Genomic DNA, 19,844 nt, shown 5'->3' on the forward strand with positions numbered 1-19,844 from the left:
ATACAGATATAAACTAAATGATATGCTGATGAAGACGATAGCGATGCCAAAAGGAATGATGTTAGGTTTGTGTTTTACCAGCTGTTTGGTAGCAGGTGTGGTTAATGCACAGGAGAAAAGCCTGGTTAATACAAAAGAAAGCAGTCATGCTAAATTGCACAGTCCGAATATGAAGGATGTAAGCTGGACCAAAGGTTTCTGGGCTGATCGTTTTAAGGTGGCCAGGGAAACTATGGTGCCGAACATGTGGGACATCTATAATGATGAACACATCAGCCATGCTTTTAAGAATTTTGAAATTGCCGCAGGATTAGATACCGGGATGCATAAAGGGCCTTCTTTCCATGATGGGGATTATTATAAAACACTGGAAGCGATGGCGAGCATGTACGCCTCTACCAATGATCCCCATTTATTGGCTAAGATGGATAAAGCCATTACTGTGATCGCGAAATCCCAGCGTGAAGACGGCTACATCTATACCAAGGCGATGATTGAGCAGCGTAAAACAGGCTCAAAGAACCAGTTTCAGGACCGGTTAAGCTTTGAGGCTTATAACATCGGGCACCTGATGACGGCTGCCTGTGTGCATTACAGGGCTACCGGTAAAACCAATTTAATGGATGTTGCTAAAAAGGCGACCGAATACCTGTATAATTTTTACCAGAAAGCCTCACCGGCACTCGCAAGAAATGCCATTTGTCCATCCCATTATATGGGCGTGGTTGAAATGTACCGTACCACTAAAGATCCACATTATTTGGAGCTGGCTAAACACCTGATAGCCATCAAAGGTAAGATTGAAGATGGAACAGATGACAACCAGGACAGGATCCCGTTTTTACAGCAAACCAAGGCCATGGGCCATGCGGTCCGTGCCAATTACTTGTATGCGGGTGTTGCAGATTTATATGCAGAAACGGGCAACGACTCTTTAATGCGTACCTTAAATTTGATGTGGGATGATGTGAACCAGCATAAAATGTACATTACCGGAGGATGCGGATCGCTGTATGACGGTACCTCGCCAGATGGGACATCTTATAACCCGACAGAAGTACAAAAGATCCACCAGGCCTTCGGCCGTGATTTTCAGTTGCCTAATTTTACGGCGCACAATGAAACCTGTGCCAATATTGGCAATGTATTGTGGAACTGGCGCATGCTCCAGATCAGTGGCGATGCAAAATACGCGGATGTAATGGAACTAGCCCTGCACAACAGTGTATTGTCAGGCATCAGCCTGGATGGTAAGAAATTCCTCTATACCAATCCGCTCAGTTATTCGGACGATCTGCCTTTTAAACAACGCTGGTCTAAAGACCGTGTGCCATACATTGGTTTATCAAACTGTTGCCCGCCTAACGTGGTGCGCACCATTGCCGAGGTAAGCGATTATGCGTATAGCATTTCTGATAAAGGTCTGTGGTTCAATTTATATGGTGGAAATACCATAAATACTACTTTAGCTGATGGAACCAAACTGAAGTTAAACCAGGAAACCAATTATCCATGGGACGGCAACATCAAAATCAATGTGCTTTCAACGGGCAGCAAACCTTATTCCATGTTTTTCCGGATACCGGGATGGGCAACTAAAGCAGATTTAAAAGTAAATGGTAAAGTGGAAAACATGAACCTTACACCGGGTAGTTACGCCGAACTGAACCGCAAATGGAAAGCCGGGGATGTGGTAGAGCTGGTATTGCCGATGGAAGCGCGGTTGGTAGAATCGAATCCGCTGGTAGAAGAAAACAGGAACCAGATTGCAGTGAAACGCGGACCGGTAGTGTATTGCCTGGAATCACCAGACCTGCCAGGCAAAAAGATATTTAATGTATTTATTCCGGCCAACATCAGCTTGAAAGCTACGCCCATCAAAATTGATGGTGCGGACATGATGAGCCTCGAAGGCAATGCAAGGTTGATTGAAAATAAAGACTGGAAAAATGTGCTCTACCGCCCGCTTAATGAGGCTAGTGTACTGAGTCCTATCAAACTGGTGCCTTATTTTGCCTGGGGAAACAGGGGGCATTCTGAAATGTCTGTTTGGTTACCGGTAAGCAGATAAACAATACGATTATGGAAAGAATAACCGCAAAATATTATATAGAAACACCGCTTGACCTGGAAAAATCGGCCCAGGTGCTGGCAGGCGAACAAAGTTCAGGAACTTTTATTGCCGTTCCAGGAGAGACTGTCGAATTGAAACAGCGTTTTGCTGCAAGGGTAGAAAGCATCAACCCACTGGATACGGCTGATGAACCTGCTATACCAGGTGTAGTATCATCGGGTGGAAAATACCAGCGGGCTATGATCGAGGTTTCCTGGTCTATAGAGAATTTTGGTTATAACCTGCCTGTGATGGTGTCTACCCTGCAGGGAAATTTATATGAGCTTACCCAGTTTACCGGGCTTAAGTTAATGGATATAGATTTACCTCCTTCCTTTGCTACTGCCTTTAAAGGGCCTAAGTTTGGGGTAGCAGGCTGCAGGGAGTTAACAGGAGTGTACAACAGGCCTTTGATCGGAACGATTATCAAACCGAGCATCGGCATGACACCGAAACAGACTGCTGAACTGGTAAATACACTTGCACTGGCTGGAATTGATTTCATTAAGGATGATGAACTCCTGGGTTCCTCCGCAAATTCCCCATTCGATAAACGGGTGGATGCCATAATGGAAGTGATCAACAGGCATGCTGATCGCAGCGGAAAAAAAGTAATGTATGCTTTTAACATCAGCGATGACATTGACCAGATGCAGCGCAATTATGAGAAGATCCTTAGTTCAGGTGGTACTTCGGCCATGATCAGTCTCAACAGTGTTGGGCTGGCAGGAGTAAAGAAGATCGGGGAAATAGGAGAACTGGCCATACATGGCCACCGCAACGGCTGGGGCATGCTCAACCGTCATCCTTTACTGGGTATTGAGTTTCCTGCTTATCAGAAATTATGGCGCCTCGCTGGTGTAGACCAGATCCATGTAAATGGCATTCAGAATAAATTCTGGGAGTCTGACGATTCGGTAGTGCGTTCTATTGAGGCTTGCTTTAAACCTTTGTTTGGTGGTTATTCGGTTTTACCGGTGGTATCCTCAGGGCAGTGGGGCGGACAGGCCCCGGAAACCTACCGTCGTGTACCTTCTGTAGATCTCTTGTATATGGCCGGAGGTGGTATTCTGGCCCATCCGGACGGACCGGCTGGTGGTGTACTGGCTTTACAGCAGGCCTGGGAAGGCGCTGTAGCGGGATTGTCCATTGAAGAAATAGCGGCCAGGTATCCTGAATTTGGCCATTCGGTAAATGTATTTGGAAAAAAATAACAGCAGGGAAAAGATGCATAGGAATCGATTGTTAGTAGCCTTTTATGGAGATGATTTTACCGGTTCTACCGATGCGCTGGAATTTTTAAGCAGATCGGGCATCAGGACGGTATTGTTCATTGAATCACCAACAGCTGCTCAACTGGCATGTTATCCGGATTTGCAGGCGATTGGCATTGCGGGAATGAGCCGGACGATGTCACCTGCCGAAATGGAAACAGAACTTAAACCCGCATTTAGCGCGCTGGCCATGCTCAATCCGCGTCATGTGCATTATAAGGTTTGCTCTACCTTTGATTCTTCTGCAAGTATTGGCAGCATCGGTAAAGCCATTGATATTGGTGCCGAGGTGTTTAATACCCTGACTGTACCTTTACTGGTTGCCGCGCCGGTATTAGGCCGGTATTGCCTGTTCGGCAATTTGTTTGCCCGCATGGGTATTGGCAGCGAAGGGAGCATTTACCGGCTTGACCTGCATCCCTCTATGTCCAGGCATCCGGTAACCCCGGCTGAAGAAAGTGATCTGCGCTTACACCTGGCTAAACAAACGAATAAAAGAATAGGCCTTTTTGATATGCTGGCCTTGCATAAATACCAGCAGGAACCAAAGCAGCCAAATCTGAAAGGACAGGATATTGTACTTTTCGATGCCTTACAGCAGGAAGAACTTAAAGGGATAGGTGCAATTATAGATGGCATGGCTGACGATGCGAAAACATTGTTTTCAGCGGGGTCTTCAGGAATAGAGATGGCGCTGGGCGCTTACTGGCAGGAAAAGGATACACTAAAGGGGGAAATAGTATGGGAAAATACCATTGGAAAGGGACCTGTACTCATTGCTTCCGGAAGTTGCTCGCCGGTTACGGCAGCCCAGATTGCCTATGCCATAAAGAATGGTTTTACCGAAATTGCTATAGATACCATAGGTTTGGCGGCCCAGGCTTCTGCCAAAGATTTAAATGCCGGTTCCATGTTGCTGGACACTGCTGCAGGAAAATATGCAGCACAGGTAGCCGGATTGATCCGAGAGGGCAAACATCCGCTGATCCATACCAGCCTGGGCAATGATGACCGGCGGGTTGGCGAAACCGATTACTTGTTTAGAGAAAAGAATTTTGGGAAAGCCGCAACGGCACAGCTTTATGGAAGCTTATTGGGCCTGATTGCCTGTAAAACTGCGGAAAAAATAAAACTAAAAAGGGTAGTTATTGCCGGAGGGGATACTTCCAGCTATGCTGCCAGGGCGATGGGGATTGCAGCAGTTGAAATGATTGCCCCGCTTAGTCCTGGTGCGCCTGTTTGCCGGGCGGATGCCCCGGGTTCGCCCATTGATCAGTTAGAACTGGTATTTAAAGGTGGGCAGGTGGGAAAAGAAGATTTTTTTATAAATAACCTTATATAACCAAAAATATGAAAGCAAAAATACTTGGACTTGTCCATACCTCTGCCACACTGGTACCTGTTTTCCAGAAATTGTGTAGTGAATATTTACCTGATGTAAATGTGTTTAATATCGTGGATGACAGTTTGATAAAGGATGTTATTAGCCGTAATGAACTGACTAAATTAACTTCCAGAAGGGTAGTAGACCATGTATCCTCTGCCGAGGCAGCAGGTGCCGATTTTATCCTGGTTACCTGTTCTTCCATAGGTGCAGCCATTGAAACGGCTGCAGGTTTAACCGCTGTTCCTGTGTTAAGGGTCGATCAGCCTATGGCCGACCTTGCTGTTCAAACCGGCAGAAAGATCGGTGTGATCGCAACTTTACCAACCACACTTGGGCCAACCAGCGATCTGGTAAAACGCAGGGCAGCAATTGCCGGAAAAGAAATTGAACTGAGCTCCAAACTGTGTGAAGGTGCTTTTGAGGCCCTGATGGGAGGGAATCCCGAGAAACACGATGAACTGGTTGCCCAGGCGCTCCTGGAGCTTTCTGCCGAAGTAGATGTCATTGTACTGGCACAGGCATCAATGTCGCGTGTGGTAGATACTTTACCGGATGCAGAAAAACGCATCCCGATATTGGCCAGTCCGGCACTGGCGATTCAACACATTGCCAACCTGATTAAATAAGGGCCATGTATAAGTTCCGCAGGTTTTGCCTGCTTATCGCCCTGCTTGCCCTTGCTGCTTTACTGTATGGCCTGCTGCGCTCAGATGCCGCTTTCTGGCAGCCTGCAGCACTTGTGCTGGCGGTCAGTACTGCTATTGGTATGGGATCTTTGGAATCTCTGAAAAGTTATCAGTATACCGCATGGATCATTACGGCGGTTGTTGCCGGGATGATTTATCCTGAAAAACTGCTTAACATTGGCGGTGTAGATATGCGAAATAAATGGCTTATTCTGATCGTCATTCAACTGGTGATGTTTGGCATGGGGATGAAGATGAGCATTAAAGATTTTACAGGAATTGCAAAGTCTGGAAAAGGTGTTGTTGTAGGTTTAATGAGCCATTTTACGGTGATGCCCTTGATGGGATTGCTATTAACTAAAGTTTTTCATTTTGATACGGAAATTGCGGCAGGAATTATCCTGATTGGCTGTTGCTCCAGCGGATTGGCGTCTAATGTAATGACTTACATTGCCAAAGGAAACCTGGTACTGTCTGTAACAGTAACTGCTGTTACCACCATTGTTGCTCCGGTAATGACCCCTTTTTTAATGAAAATTCTTGCCGGAACTTTAATAGAAGTAAAGTTCATTAATATGATGATGGAGATCATTAAGATTGTGATTGTTCCTTTAAGTGCTGCACTTATTCATGATTATCTTAAAACGGCATCTCCTAACCAGACAGCGAAATTAAATGGTATAGCAATGCTTTCTGCAGCATGGTTAGTGATTAACCTGCTGATTTGGAAAGACACTTTTGCCCCTCATCTATCTGAACCAGTTTTAGAAAGTTTAGAAGTTTTTAATTTCTTTACAGGAGCGGTTGTTATTGGTGTACTGTATCATATGCTTGCTAAGAAATCTCCTAAAATTGATGATTTCATGCCTTACTTTTCTATGGCCGGGATTGTTTATTTCACCACAGTTACTACCGCAGCCGGACGTGATCATCTTTTGCAGGTAGGCTTTTTATTGTTTATTGCTGCTGTTATCCATAATGGTGCAGGTTATTTTTTCGGATATACTTTCAGCAGGATATTAGGACTTAATAAAGCAGATGCGAGAACGCTGGCATTTGAAGTTGGATTACAGAACGGAGGAATGGCTACAGGGCTGGCCGGATCGATGGGTAAATTAGGCACAGTTGGCCTGGCAGCAGCAGTATTCAGCCCATGGATGAACATATCGGGCTCTATACTGGCCAATTACTGGCGCCGGAAAGCTTTAAAAGAAGAAAAAGAAGCCGCATTAATTTCACATCAAAATGAACAGGATTAAACTATATACCAGAAAAATTGTGTTGGCGGCCCTGGCACTTGCGCTTTCTGAAAGCGTTTTTGCCGAGGTAAAACCAGCTTCCATTTTTACCGACCATATGGTCTTGCAGCAGCAAACAGCAGTTTCCATATGGGGCTGGGCAAAAGCCGGGGCTGAGGTGCAGTTGGTTCCCTCATGGGATAAGCATAAATACACCATAAAAGCAGCGACAGATGGCAAATGGAAGCTAAAGATCAACACACCCAAGGCAGGTGGTCCTTTTGAGATCAGCATCAGCGATGGCAAAACCCTGGTGCTAAAAGATATTCTGATCGGCGAAGTCTGGTTTTGTGGCGGACAATCCAATATGGAGATGCCCCTGAAGGGTTTTAAAGGACAGCCTGTTATCGGGTCTAACGAAGCCATTTTGAAATCTGCAAATCCGCAAATCAGGTTGTATACGGTTCCGCGTTCTTCTGTTACCGAAAGGCAGGACAACAATAAAACCTCTGAATGGAAAGCTGCTGCACCCGAAACAGTAGCTAACTTCAGTGCTACAGCCTATTATTTTGGAAGCCTGTTGAGTGAAATGCTGCAGGTACCAATAGGTTTGATCAACGACAGTTATGGAGGTTCTTCTATAGAGGCCTGGATGTCTCCTGAACAGCTAAAGGCGTTTCCTGAAGTAAAAATACCGGCTAAAACAGATACCATAAAGGAAGTGAGCCGTACGCCGACCACCTTATACAATGGCATGTTATACCCGGTGATTGGTTTTGGTATCCGTGGTGCGATCTGGTACCAGGGAGAATCCAATTACGATCGGGCAGACCGTTACGAAGCGCTCTTCCCTGCCATGGTAAAAGCCTGGCGGGAAGCATGGGGGATAGGTGAATTTCCTTTTTACTATGCGCAGATTGCTCCTTACAACTATGTCCAGCTGCCACCTTACCGTACGGGTGGTAAATTTAGTTCAGCCTTTATCAGGGATGCGCAACGCAAATCACTGACTAAGATACCGGCATCAGGTATGGCGGTATTGATGGACATCGGCGAAGAAAATTGCATCCACCCGGCCAATAAGGAAAAGGGTGGAACCCGGCTGGCTTACCTTGCCCTGGGCAATACTTATGGTATTAAAGGTTTTGGCAATGCCAGTCCCGTTTATGAATCCATGAGTATTAAAGACGATACCATAGTGCTTAAATTTCAAAATGTGGCCAATGGCCTCACATCTTTCGGTAAAAGCTTAACTTTATTCGAAATAGCAGGCGCAGATAAAAAGTTTTACCCGGCAATTGCTAAAATTTCGGGCGGTAGTGTAACGGTTTCTGCAGACCAGGTAAAAAATCCTGTGGCAGTAAGGTATGCATTTAAAGATTTTGTGAAGGGAGATTTGTTTGGTACAGATGCTTTGCCGGTATCCTCCTTTCGTACAGATGACTGGGACAATTAATATAGAAATAAAACACAATTTGACTAGCAATAAGCACATACAGCGCATTATCACCGGTATCGTTTTATCGGCAGGCTTGCTGTTCTCTGCACAAGCGCAGGAACTTCCGAATGTGGTATGGACAAGCCAGAGTGAAAACGCTGCAGGGTCCATGCCTTGCGGGGGTGGTGATATTGGTCTGAATGTTTGGGTGGAAAAAGGTGAGCTGCTGTTTTACATGGCCAGGAGCGGTACTTTTGATGAAAACAATACTTTATTAAAACTTGGTCGCGTGCGCCTAAAACTAAGTCCCAATCCTTTTGATGAAGATGCAGTTTTTAAACAGGAACTGATCCTAAAAGACGGGTATGTGAAAATTACCGGTAAAAAAGGGTCGTTAACTACAGAAGTGAAAGTTTGGGTTGATGTATTTAAGCCATTGGTTCACCTGGAAATTAAAAGCAACCAGAAAACGATTGCTGAAGCCGGGTATGAAAGCTGGCGATATGCAAATCGGGTTACCAAAGGCAGAGAAAATAATCAGAATTCCTATAAATGGGCACCGCAGGGAGAAATAAAGACCTTAAAAGACAGCATTGCTTTTAAAAATGCAGCAGTGTTGTTTTATCATCAGAACAAAACAAATTCGGTATTTGAGGTAACCGTTAAGCAACAGGGTATGGACAGCATTAAAGATCAGCTGTTTAACCCGCTTAAAAACCTGGTATTTGGCGGAACGATGTGGGGAACAGGAATGGTCCCCGCAGGGAATTACTCTGGAACTTACGCAGGTACTGCATTTAAAGGCTGGAAATTGAAAAGCGATAAAGGGCTGACTTCAATCAGCCTTAACCTGGCACTGCATACGGCAAAAACCGCCGATCTCCGGCAGTGGACAGCGGATTTGAACCAGACAAAAGACCAGACCGCTGCAAAGGATGCTAAGCCTAGCCTAAAGTGGTGGAATGCCTATTGGGAGCGTAGTTTTATAGAAATGAACAGCAACAAGGACCAAACAGTTGCACAGGCAGGAATGAATTATCAATTGTTCCGTTATATGCTGGGCTGCAATGCTTTTGGCACTTATCCGACCAAATTTAACGGAGGTCTTTTTACCTACGATCCTGTTCTGGTAGATACAGCCTTAAAATATACCCCGGATTTCCGAAACTGGGGCGGAGGTACCCATACTGCACAAAACCAGCGCCTGGTTTACTGGCCGATGTTAAAAAGTGGAGATGCTGCGTTGATGCAGCCCCAGTTTGATTTTTATACGAAATTATTGAAAAACGCCGAATTGCGGACGGAATTTTACTGGAAACATAAAGGGGCAAGCTTTACCGAACAGCTGGAGAATTTCGGATTGCCAAATCCCGCCGAATATGGGTGGAAACGTCCGGAGCATTACGATAAAGGCATGGAATACAATGCCTGGCTGGAATATGAATGGGATACGGTATTGGAGTTTTGTATGATGATGCTCGAAACGGAAAGTTATGCAGGCAAAGAGGTAAAGGTATATTTACCCTTCATCGAAAGCTGCCTCACCTTTTTTGATGAACATTATACTTATCTGGCGAAACAAAGGGGCAGTAAGGCATTGGATGCCAGCGGACACCTGGTGTTGTACCCAGGATCAGCTGCCGAGACTTATAAAATGGCCTATAATGCTACCTCCACCATAGGCGCCTTAAAAACGGTATTGAGCAGGCTGCTGCAGGTTAAGGACATTACCACGCAGCAAAAACATAACTGGGAAGCTATGTTGAAACGCATTCCGCCTATTAGTTTCGCTGAGTTTAATGGTCATACAACCATTGCAGCGGCTAAAGTATGGGAGCGGGTTAACAATACCGAAAGTCCGCAATTGTACCCGGTTTATCCCTGGGGAATTTACGGGATTGGCAGACCAGGGCTGGACACGGCCATCAATACCTTCAAACATGATCCGGATGCGTTAAAATTCAGGAGCCATGTGGGTTGGAAACAGGACAATATTTTTGCAGCGAGGCTGGGTTTAAGCCAGGAAGCGGCTGAACTGACCTTGCTGAAATTAAAAGATTCGGGCAGGAGGTTTCCGGCATTCTGGGGGCCTGGATTTGACTGGGTACCCGATCACAACTGGGGTGGTTCCGGTATGATCGGCTTGCAGGAAATGTTGTTGCAAACCCATGAAAAGCACATTTACTTGTTCCCGGCCTGGCCTAAGGAATGGAATGTCCATTTTAAATTGCATGCCTCCGGTCAGACAACGATTGAAGCGGAGTTAAAAGACGGCAAAGTGAAATTGCTGAAAGTGATACCGGAATCCAGGAGAAAGGATATCGAGATCAGGTTAAAATAATACTTTGGCAACGATTGCGTAGTTATTTTGCCGTTTTTACGCTAATCACCGGGTAAAACTATGTAGAATTGTAAGAAACCAATATCAGATAAACGAGTATGAATAAATCAGGAACCCTTATAATTAGCTTATTGGCGCTGATGGGGACAGTATCTTCAGGAGCTGCCCAGTCCGCTAAAACAAACGCTAAACCTTTGTCCGATCAGATGGCTGCAACCGTAATGGAAATCTGGCCGGAAAGGGCAAAAAAATGGTCTTACGACCATGGTGTGGTGCAGGACGGAATGGATGCCTTATGGAAAAGATCCGCTAATGCCGACTATTTCAAATACATCCAGAATGACATGGATGGATTCATTTCAGCAGACGGAGTAATTGACACCTATAGTCAGGACCATGTAAATATTGACAATGTAAAGAATGGTACGGTGCTGCTGGAACTGTATAAAATAACGGGTCAGCAAAAATATTTTAAAGCTGCAACCACTTTATGGGAGCAATTAAAGATACAGCCCAGAACCAAACAAGGTAGTTTCTGGCATAAAAAAATCTACCCAAACCAGGTATGGCTGGATGGTTTGTATATGGGACAGCCTTTCTATGCAGAATATGCGGCGCTTATCGGAAACGAGGAAGCTTTTGACGACATCGCCAATCAGTTCATCTGGGTAGACCAAAATACAAGAGATACGAAGACCGGTTTGTTGTACCATGGCTGGGACGAAACCAAAACAGAACGCTGGGCAGATCCAAAAACCGGACTTTCCCCGCACATCTGGGGAAGGGCTATGGGCTGGTATGCAATGGCATTGGTAGAAACCCTGGATTACTTTCCTGAAACTCATCCTAAACGCCAGGAAATGATCAATATCCTGAGTCGTCTGGCTGCAGCTATTAAAGCCACGCAAAACAACAAAACAGGGGTATGGTATGATATTTTAGACCAGCCGAACCGCAAAGGCAACTATTTTGAGTCTTCGGCTTCCAGTATGTTTGTATATGCTATCGCTAAAGGCGTTCGTCTGGGTTATCTCCCCGTTTCCTATTTTGCAGTAGCCAGTAAAGGCTATAAAGGCATTCAGCAGGAGTTTGTAGAACAACGTGCAGAAGGTAAGATTAACCTGAAGGGGACAGTAAGCGTTTCTGGTTTAGGTGGTAAGCCTTATCGTGACGGCAGTTATGACTATTATATGAGTGAAAAAGTAATCAGCAATGATCCTAAAGGTGTGGGCGCATTTTTAATGGCAGCAAATGAAATGGAAATTGCCGCTCTTCCTAAGCCAGGACTGGGAAAAACCGTATTACTCGATTCGTATTTTAACAATGAAACCAGGAAAGACCAGAGCGGAAACCTGATCTCCTGGCATTACAAATGGGACGAGCTGGGCAATGGTGGTTTTTCTATGTGGGCAGATCAGTTTAACAACGCGGGATTTAAAACGGTCACTTTAAATGCCGCACCTGGGGTATCCAATTTGAAAAATACTTCAGTTTATATTATTGCTGATCCGGATACAAAAAAAGAAACTGAGCAGCCCAATTTTGTTGCCCAAAATGACATTAAGGCGATTTCAGAATGGGTTAAAGGCGGAGGCGTATTGGTATTAATGGCCAATGATACCGGTAACGTTGAGCTGGATCATTTTAACCAGCTGGCCAAAACTTTCGGCCTTGAATTTAATAAAGACAGCAAAGGCCGGGTAGTAAAAAACCAGTTTGAAATGGGTAAAGTGATGGTACCCGCAGGCAATGAAATATTTAAAACCGCAAAACAATTGTACATCAAAGAATACAGCAGTTTGAAACTTTCGGCTTCCGCAAAAGCAGTACTCAAAGATCAGGATGGAGACAATGTCATGGCTGTAGCTAAATACGGTAAAGGAACAGTCTTTGCCATTGGCGATCCGTGGTTGTACAATGAATATGTGGATGGCAGAAAACTCCCTGCCGGTTACGAGAATTTTAAAGCTGGCCAGGACCTGGTGAACTGGATCGGAAAACAGTTGGGTAAAAAATAAAGCATTTTTTGGGATATGGATTTACAGTTAAAAGAAAAGGTCATTGTCATTACCGGCGGGGCCAAAGGCATAGGTAAAGCTATTGCGCAGGTATTTGCAGCCGAGGGGGCAATCGCCGTAATTGTGGGAAGAAAGGAAGCCGATAACCTGAAAGTGGTAGAAGAAATTACCTCTGCCGGGGGCAAGGCCTACCAGGTTGCAGCAGAACTGAGCGATCCTGATGCCTGTGAAAATGCGGTGAAAGCGATTATCGGTGCTTTTGGCAGGATAGACGGACTGGTAAACAATGCAGGTGTAAATGATGGTGTAGGACTGGAAAATGGGAACTACAAAGATTTTATGGCTTCCTTGCATAAAAACGTAGTTCATTATTTTTTAATGGCACATTTTGCACTGCCCGAACTGATCAAAAGCAAGGGTGCAATTGTAAACATCACCTCTAAAACTGCCGAAACCGGGCAGGGCAGTACTTCAGCCTATGCTGCGGCCAATGGAGGCAGAAATGCACTGACCAGGGAATGGGCTGTAGAACTGTTAAAATACGGAATCCGGGTAAATGCGGTAGTGGTTGCAGAATGCTGGACGCCTGCTTACGAAACCTGGATTGCGACCCTTCCGGATGCGGAAGAAAAGCTAAAAGAGATCACAGACAAAATACCTTTCGAAAACAGGATGACCACAGCGGAAGAGATTGCGAATATGGCAGCCTTCCTGATGTCGGGACGATCAAGTCACACTACCGGACAGATCATCCATGTGGATGGGGGATATGTACACCTGGACAGGGCGCTGGCAAACGCATAAATTGTTATTATAGTAAAAAAAAGAAGAAATGAATACATTAGTTTGCACTACACCCGGAACGTTTGAATACCAGCTTGCTGAAAAACCTGTATTAAGCCCGGGCAATGCAATTATAAAGATCAGACGTATCGGGATTTGTGGTACAGATCTGCATGCATTTGAAGGCACCCAGCCATTTTTCAGCTACCCAAGGGTGTTGGGGCATGAGCTTTCCGGCGAACTGCTTGAATTCGATGGAGCTGAGGGGTTTGAAAAAGGAGTGGCTGTAACTTTTATTCCTTATTTTAATTGCGGGCTTTGTATTGCCTGTCGTTCCGGTAAACCAAATTGCTGCACCGATATCAAAGTTTGTGGTGTCCATGTGGATGGCGGAATGGCAGAATACCTTTCTGTACCTTCCCGTTTGCTGATCCATGGTGAAGGCCTGAGTTTTGATGAGCTTGCACTGGTAGAACCTCTTGCCATTGGGGCACATGGTGTTCGTCGTGCGGCGATCATTAAAGACGAATTTGTACTGGTTATCGGAGCTGGCCCTATTGGTCTGGGGACTATGGAATTTGCACGGATTGCCGGGGGCAAGGTCATTGCGCTCGATATCAATGATGACCGTTTACAGTTCTGCAAAGATAAACTGAAGGTGGCCCATGTGATCCATGCACTGGCACCAGATGTGCTGGCGCAATTGAAAGAAATTACAGGCGGAGATATGCCCACTGTAGTCATCGATGCCACAGGCAGTCTGAAAGCCATCAATAATGCCTTTCAATACATGGCTCATGGAGCGCGTTTTGTTCTGATCGGACTTCAAAAAGAGCACATCTCATTTAGTCACCCCGAATTTCATAAGCGTGAAGCTACTTTAATGAGCAGCAGGAATGCCACAAGAGCGGATTTTGAACATGTAATTGCTTCCATGAAAGCCGGGCTGGTAGAACCCGCTACCTACATTACACACAGGGTTTTGTTTGATCAAGTAAAGGAAGAATTTAAGGGCTGGCTTGATCCTAAAAATGGGGTGATCAAGGCGATGGTGTCGGTATAAGCAGAAACCCGCTTGAAAATGTCGCATTTCCCCCTTTAATTTGTCGTTATGGATCTGCTTTTTACCCGGTTTTTACTATAAATTTGGAATAATATAATACATTTAGTAAAATAATTAATCCTTAAAAATAACAAAATGAAAATCGTAAAACTTATCCTATGCCTCCTTTTTGGACTCATGTTCATCAATGCAGGCCTTAACAAATTTCTAAACTATATGCCTGTACCCGAAATGCCTGAAGACATCATGAAAATTATGGGGGCTTTTATGACGATTTCCTGGCTCATGCCACTTATAGGTGCTATAGAAATTTTGGGCGGTCTTTTGTTTGCTATCCCTAAAACAAGAGCGCTAGGTGCTATCGTTATTTTGCCGGTGATGGTTGGCATCATCTTGCACAACAGTTATTTCATGCCATCTGGTCTGGCAATAGCATTACCGCTTTTTGCCATAAACCTTTGGATCATTGCTGATAACTGGAACAAATACAAACCAATGATTTCTGAACCAACTGCCTGATCGGTTTATTCGCCTATCGCTTTTGCCTTTCTACCGATTTCTTGTTTCTGAAGGTTCGTATTAAAGGTAGTTTTGATCATCATAATGATTAACCTTCAAAGGAAACGATTGGTGTTGCAGGAATTTGATGAAGGGGAAATCGATCTTTTTTAGGGTTACCGGATTAATCTCCGCAATTTAAAAGATCCGTTAATAGTGGCGCTATTAACGGATTTTTTTTATTATCCGCCCAATGGCAGTGAAAGTTACGCTATCAGCGTATGTGGTGCCTACATGGGATGAGGAAATTGATTTCACGGAGACATTTTAATATAAAATCTTATGTTTGTAACCTAAATGGAAATTTTGAGTACAATTGAATGTTAATGAACGGAATGAACATACAACGATCTATTTATATGTCTCTTATCATTTTGCTGATCAGCAGTTGCGGGATCAGCAAAAAAGTACAAGACCAGGAAACCTCATTTGATAAAGGCATTGGGCAGATTAAGCACTTGGTTGTTATCTATATGGAAAACCGCAGTTTTGATAATCTATATGGAGAGTTTAAAGGAGCAAATGGCATTAGGAATGCTAAAAAAGGTAACTTTGTGCAAGTTGATAAGGATGGAAACCCTTATAAATACCTGCCTGAGATTCCTCGGAACAACGCTTTCCCTACCAATCTGCCAAATGGATTTTTCAATATAGACCAATATGTTCCGTCCGACAAGGCAACCCCTGATGTTACGCACCGTTTTTTTCATAACCAGTTGCAGATTAACGGAGGAAAGATGGATAAGTTCGCGGCATATAATGATTCCAAAGGACTGACGATGGGTTATTATAACACAAAAAAAATACCGCTGTATCCGATCGCCCAAAAATACACACTGTGTGATAACTTTTTTCAGAGTGTATTTGGCGGCTCTTATTTTAACCACGTTTACCTGATTTCCGCAGCCGTTCCGGTTTGGCCGAACGCTCCGAAATCATTGATCGCGAAATTTGATGCTGATGGCAAAATGATAAAGGATGGCATAATTACTCCCGACGGCTATGTTGTCAATCACGTTCTTTCAAGAAATGCACCTTATCCTGTAAAATCGGATACTTCCAAATTATTGCCATCTCAGACGATGCCGACTATTGGTGACCGGCTGAGCGAAAAAAATATATCCTGGGCCTGGTATTCTGAAGGATGGAATGATGCGGTGGCAGGAAGGAAAAATAATTTCGCCTATAATCATGAACCTTTCCTGTATTTTGCCCAATATGAAGAGGGGACAGCAGGCCGGAAACATATGAAGGATCAAGATGATTTCATAAAAGCAGCGAAAGAAGGTAACCTTCCCAGTGTTTCTTTTGTGAAACCAGGCGGAGGGAATGACGAACACCCAGGTGCTTCTGCTGTATATTCTTCAGAAGAACTTGCAGTAAAACTGATTAATGCAGTATTAGAAGGACCTAATGCAAAGGATGCCTTGGTTATCTTAACCTACGATGAGTTTGGTGGCTTTTTTGATCATGTAGCCCCACCCGTTGTTGACAGATGGGGACCAGGAAGCCGCATTCCTGCAATTGTTATCGGGCCATTTGCAAAAAAAGGCGTTGTAGATCATACACCATATGAAACAGTCAGCATTCTTTCCTTTATAGAGCATAGGTGGGGAATAGCACCTTTAGCTGAGCGGGATAAAAATGCAAATCCGTTCAGGAATGCTTTGACATTTAAATAAGTCACTGTTGGTAAGGAAGAGGAGGAGGTTATGAGTAAGCAGGTCGGAATAGTAGCATTCCTGTTAACTGGGTTATTTATTGTATGCTTTACCTCCGTTAATTCGAACCATACAGAACAAATACAAGCCAATTCTCGGGAACGAAAAATTCAAAAAGAAGTTTTAACTCAGATCGTATCCTTCCACAAGTATTTAAAAGATACGCTCTTATTTGAGCTTACAAAAGATAAGGTTGACGGACGCAGCGTTCGTCAAGCCTTTTTAAAGTCAAGATTGCTGTTCAAAAAATTTGAATGGGCTTCAGAATATTTTACTGCCGACCTGAGCAAGAGATTAAATGGCCCGCCAGTGGAGGAGATTGAGAATGCTGATTTACTAGACCCATCTTTAGCCCGTGCTATCGATCCAATGGGTTTGCAGGTGATCGAGGAATTTATCTACCCGGAATATGATACTGCAAAGAAAGACGAACTCATCAGCGCAGTCAGTCATTTAATAACAAATACGGAGTACCTGATTTCTTATTTTCATGATCATCAGTTTGCCGACTGGCGAATATTGGATGCAACCAAGTTAGAGATATTCAGGGTCATCACTTTGGGTCTTACAGGATTCGATAATGCTGTTGCTTTGAACAGTATGCAAGAGGCTGCCGAATCCTTAAAAAGCTTACGAAATGTCCTTTCTTTGTATGTAAATAAAAAGAAAAAAACGGCTTTATTGCGGGATCTGGATGCCTCCGTAACCTATCTTTATCATCATACTAATTTTGACTCCTTAGACAGAGCCGTATTTATTACACGTTTCGGAAATAAGATCAGTGCCGGGATAGCACAATTGGAACAGGACTTGCCGGGTCGCAGAATTAAATATAACCGAATGCTTAAGCAGGAGGCAAGAACATTGTTTGATTCGGATGCATTTAATGCAGATGCCTTTTCTCCCGGCCCTGAATTTCATACCACAGCAGCAAAAGTGGGGCTAGGTGAAAGACTTTTTTTTGACGCAGCACTATCCGGTAATGGTACAAGAAGCTGTGCATCTTGTCATCATCCTGATTTGTCTTTTTCGGACGGACAGGCAAAGCATACAGCTATTCATGATTCTGCAAATCTGCTGAGAAGAAATGTGCCATCCTTACTCAACGTTGCTTTACAGTCAAATTATTTCTATGATATGCGTGCGTTAACCCTGGAGGATCAGGTGCGTGACGTAATCAGCAGCAAACAGGAAATGGACGGTTCGATGGAGGCGATCATAAAATATGTTTCTGCAGACAATTCATACTCTTCGTTATTCGCAAAGGCTTTCTCTGCAAATACGGAGAAAGTGATCAGTTCGGATCAGGTAACGAATGCCCTTGCTTCCTACATCCGTAGCCTGATAAAACTCAATAGCCGGTTTGACGAATATATGCGTGGTAATGAAAATGCTTTATCTAAGCAGGAATTGAAAGGCTTTAATTTATTTATGGGAAAAGCCAAATGCGCCACCTGTCATTTCGCTCCTTTGTTTAATGGAGTTACTCCCCCAAAGTTCATTACAAGTGAAACGGAAGTAATTGGTGTTCCTGTTTCCCTGGCGGACTCCACGCTGGATACGGATTTAGGTTACTATGATGTGATTGGTATTGATTCTTATAAACATGCTTTTAAAATTCCCACTATCCGGAATATCAATAAAACAGCACCCTATATGCACAATGGAGTATATCAGACCTTGGATCAGGTAATGGAATTTTATAATAATGGAGGTGCTGCTGGATTAGGAATAAAACTTTCCAATCAAACGCTTCCCGAAGAAAATCTGCACCTCACTGAAAAAGAAAAAAAGGCTATCATTGCATTTATGGAAAGTTTAGAAAGCAAATAAGGTTTGCCGGATAATTAAAATATGTAAACCAAATTTCCTAATTTAGTCCTTGTGGTTTAGAGAGATCCTGCATAGCACTAATGGTAATATAGAAATTATAACCCTTCTAAAATGATGAGATTAACTTCTTTACTTTTTTTAACACTTCTGGCGATCAACATGAAAGGTGCCACACGAATTGTATCGTCTAACCAAAGTAGGTCTAATAGGCCTGGAATTATCACAGGTGCCGACCAGACTGAAAAATATTTACCTTATCTGAAAGGAAAGCGGGTTGGGCTGGTTGCAAATCAGAGTTCCATGATTGGCAAGAAAAGCAGTGTAGACAGTTTAGTAAGCCTTGGAATTAAAATTGCAAAAGTGTTTGGACCTGAGCATGGTTTTAGAGGCAACGCCAGTAATGGGGCTGTAGTGGGCAATGAGGTAGATGTTAAAACTGGCATTCCAATCATCTCTTTATATGGCAAAAATGAGAAACCAACAAGAGAACAGCTGGCGGATATCGACCTAATGGTCTTTGATATTCAGGATGTGGGCTGTCGCTACTATACAAATATCAATACGCTTGAGTATGTAATGGAAGCCTGTGCAGAAAACAACAAAGAACTGCTGATTCTTGACAGGCCTAATCCTAACGCATATGTAGTAGACGGACCCGTGATGACTGATGACAAATTTAAATCTGGCATAGGGATCCATTATACCCCCATGACGCATGGCATGACTATCGGTGAATTTGCACAATATCTTAACGGAGAGGGATATCTGAAAAAAAAATGCAAAATAAAGATTATAAAAGTTGCCAACTATAATCATGACATGCCTTATGTATTGCCGATAAATCCCTCCCCCAATTTAAATACACAGCAAGCAGTGATGCTTTTCCCAAGCTTATGTATGTTTGAAGGAACAGCGATCAATGAAGGTCGGGGAACTTATATGCCATTTACTATATTGGGAGCACCCGCATTGAAAGGCAAGTATTCATTTTCATACAAACCGGTAAGTATTCCAGGAATGAGTGAGCGACCAAATCACAAGGACGCTGTCTGTTATGGCCTTGATCTTCGCAATTATGACATTAACAAGCTTCGGAAGAGCCGCCAGATTAATTTATCCTGGTTAATTGAATTATACAATGCTTATCCAGATAAAGCTAATTTCTTTACTCCCGGAAGAGCGAACCAGGATGTATCGGCTTTTGATCTGCGCATAGGTACCGATCAATTGAGAAAGCAGATCATAGCGGGAGTATCGGAAGCCGACATTAGAAAAAGCTGGGAACCTGGATTGGAGAAGTTTAAGGCTATACGGGCGAAGTATCTCCTATATCCATGATACAAGACAAACTGGTCTATAAAAATTCTCAATTCTGGCATCTGTTTTCCAGC

The 19,844-nt window shown here is 43.8% G+C and carries 14 protein-coding genes; all 14 read left to right on the forward strand.

Features of this window, described 5'->3' with window-relative positions; all coding sequences use genetic code 11:
• Positions 1-28 precede the first annotated feature (28 nt).
• The 14 genes from R2Q85_RS01855 to R2Q85_RS01920 all read left to right on the forward strand — a co-directional run bounded on the left by R2Q85_RS01855 (position 29) and on the right by R2Q85_RS01920 (position 19,791).
• Positions 29-2,071 carry a glycoside hydrolase family 127 protein gene (locus R2Q85_RS01855; RefSeq protein ID WP_316810034.1) on the forward strand — a complete coding sequence of 681 codons (2,043 nt, stop codon included), beginning with the start codon at positions 29-31 and terminating at the stop codon, positions 2,069-2,071.
• Positions 2,072-2,082: 11 nt separating this feature from the next.
• Positions 2,083-3,327 carry a ribulose-bisphosphate carboxylase large subunit family protein gene (locus tag R2Q85_RS01860; protein WP_316810035.1) on the forward strand — a complete coding sequence of 415 codons (1,245 nt, stop codon included), beginning with the start codon at positions 2,083-2,085 and terminating at the stop codon, positions 3,325-3,327.
• Between the two features lie 13 nt (positions 3,328-3,340).
• Positions 3,341-4,729, forward strand: a complete 1,389-nt coding sequence (locus R2Q85_RS01865; protein WP_316810036.1) for a four-carbon acid sugar kinase family protein — start codon at positions 3,341-3,343, stop codon at positions 4,727-4,729.
• 8 nt (positions 4,730-4,737) lie between these two features.
• Positions 4,738-5,400 carry an aspartate/glutamate racemase family protein gene (locus R2Q85_RS01870; RefSeq protein ID WP_316810037.1) on the forward strand — a complete coding sequence of 221 codons (663 nt, stop codon included), beginning with the start codon at positions 4,738-4,740 and terminating at the stop codon, positions 5,398-5,400.
• Between the two features lie 5 nt (positions 5,401-5,405).
• The gene (locus R2Q85_RS01875) at positions 5,406-6,719 is read left to right on the forward strand and encodes a bile acid:sodium symporter family protein (RefSeq protein WP_316810038.1); all 1,314 of its coding nucleotides are present in this window, start codon (positions 5,406-5,408) and stop codon (positions 6,717-6,719) included.
• A complete protein-coding gene (locus R2Q85_RS01880) occupies positions 6,706-8,154 on the forward strand; it encodes a sialate O-acetylesterase (RefSeq protein ID WP_316810039.1) in 1,449 nt (482 codons plus the stop codon). Before R2Q85_RS01875 ends, R2Q85_RS01880 begins: the two co-directional genes overlap by 14 nt.
• A 19-nt stretch (positions 8,155-8,173) precedes the next feature.
• Positions 8,174-10,477 carry a DUF5703 domain-containing protein gene (locus R2Q85_RS01885; RefSeq protein WP_316810040.1) on the forward strand — a complete coding sequence of 768 codons (2,304 nt, stop codon included), beginning with the start codon at positions 8,174-8,176 and terminating at the stop codon, positions 10,475-10,477.
• Between the two features lie 98 nt (positions 10,478-10,575).
• Positions 10,576-12,495 (forward strand): glycoside hydrolase family 105 protein, encoded by a 1,920-nt coding sequence (locus R2Q85_RS01890; protein WP_316810041.1) that lies wholly within the window; start codon positions 10,576-10,578, stop codon positions 12,493-12,495.
• A 15-nt stretch (positions 12,496-12,510) separates the two neighbouring features.
• Positions 12,511-13,299 (forward strand): SDR family oxidoreductase, encoded by a 789-nt coding sequence (locus R2Q85_RS01895; RefSeq protein WP_316810042.1) that lies wholly within the window; start codon positions 12,511-12,513, stop codon positions 13,297-13,299.
• Positions 13,300-13,327: 28 nt separating this feature from the next.
• Positions 13,328-14,341 (forward strand): zinc-binding alcohol dehydrogenase family protein, encoded by a 1,014-nt coding sequence (locus R2Q85_RS01900; protein ID WP_316810043.1) that lies wholly within the window; start codon positions 13,328-13,330, stop codon positions 14,339-14,341.
• A 135-nt stretch (positions 14,342-14,476) separates the two neighbouring features.
• Positions 14,477-14,860 (forward strand): DoxX family protein, encoded by a 384-nt coding sequence (locus R2Q85_RS01905; protein ID WP_316810044.1) that lies wholly within the window; start codon positions 14,477-14,479, stop codon positions 14,858-14,860.
• A gap of 374 nt (positions 14,861-15,234) precedes the next feature.
• Entirely contained in the window at positions 15,235-16,581 is a 1,347-nt protein-coding gene (acpA, locus tag R2Q85_RS01910) for an acid phosphatase (protein WP_316810045.1), read from the forward strand.
• Between the two features lie 30 nt (positions 16,582-16,611).
• Complete coding sequence (locus tag R2Q85_RS01915; protein WP_316810046.1) at positions 16,612-18,453, forward strand: cytochrome-c peroxidase; 1,842 nt, start codon at positions 16,612-16,614, stop codon at positions 18,451-18,453.
• Positions 18,454-18,564: 111 nt separating this feature from the next.
• Positions 18,565-19,791 carry a DUF1343 domain-containing protein gene (locus tag R2Q85_RS01920; protein WP_316810047.1) on the forward strand — a complete coding sequence of 409 codons (1,227 nt, stop codon included), beginning with the start codon at positions 18,565-18,567 and terminating at the stop codon, positions 19,789-19,791.
• The last annotated feature ends 53 nt before the right edge of the window (positions 19,792-19,844 follow it).

The organism is Pedobacter heparinus (assembly GCF_032678725.1).
In the GTDB taxonomy this organism is placed as follows: domain Bacteria; phylum Bacteroidota; class Bacteroidia; order Sphingobacteriales; family Sphingobacteriaceae; genus Pedobacter; species Pedobacter heparinus_A.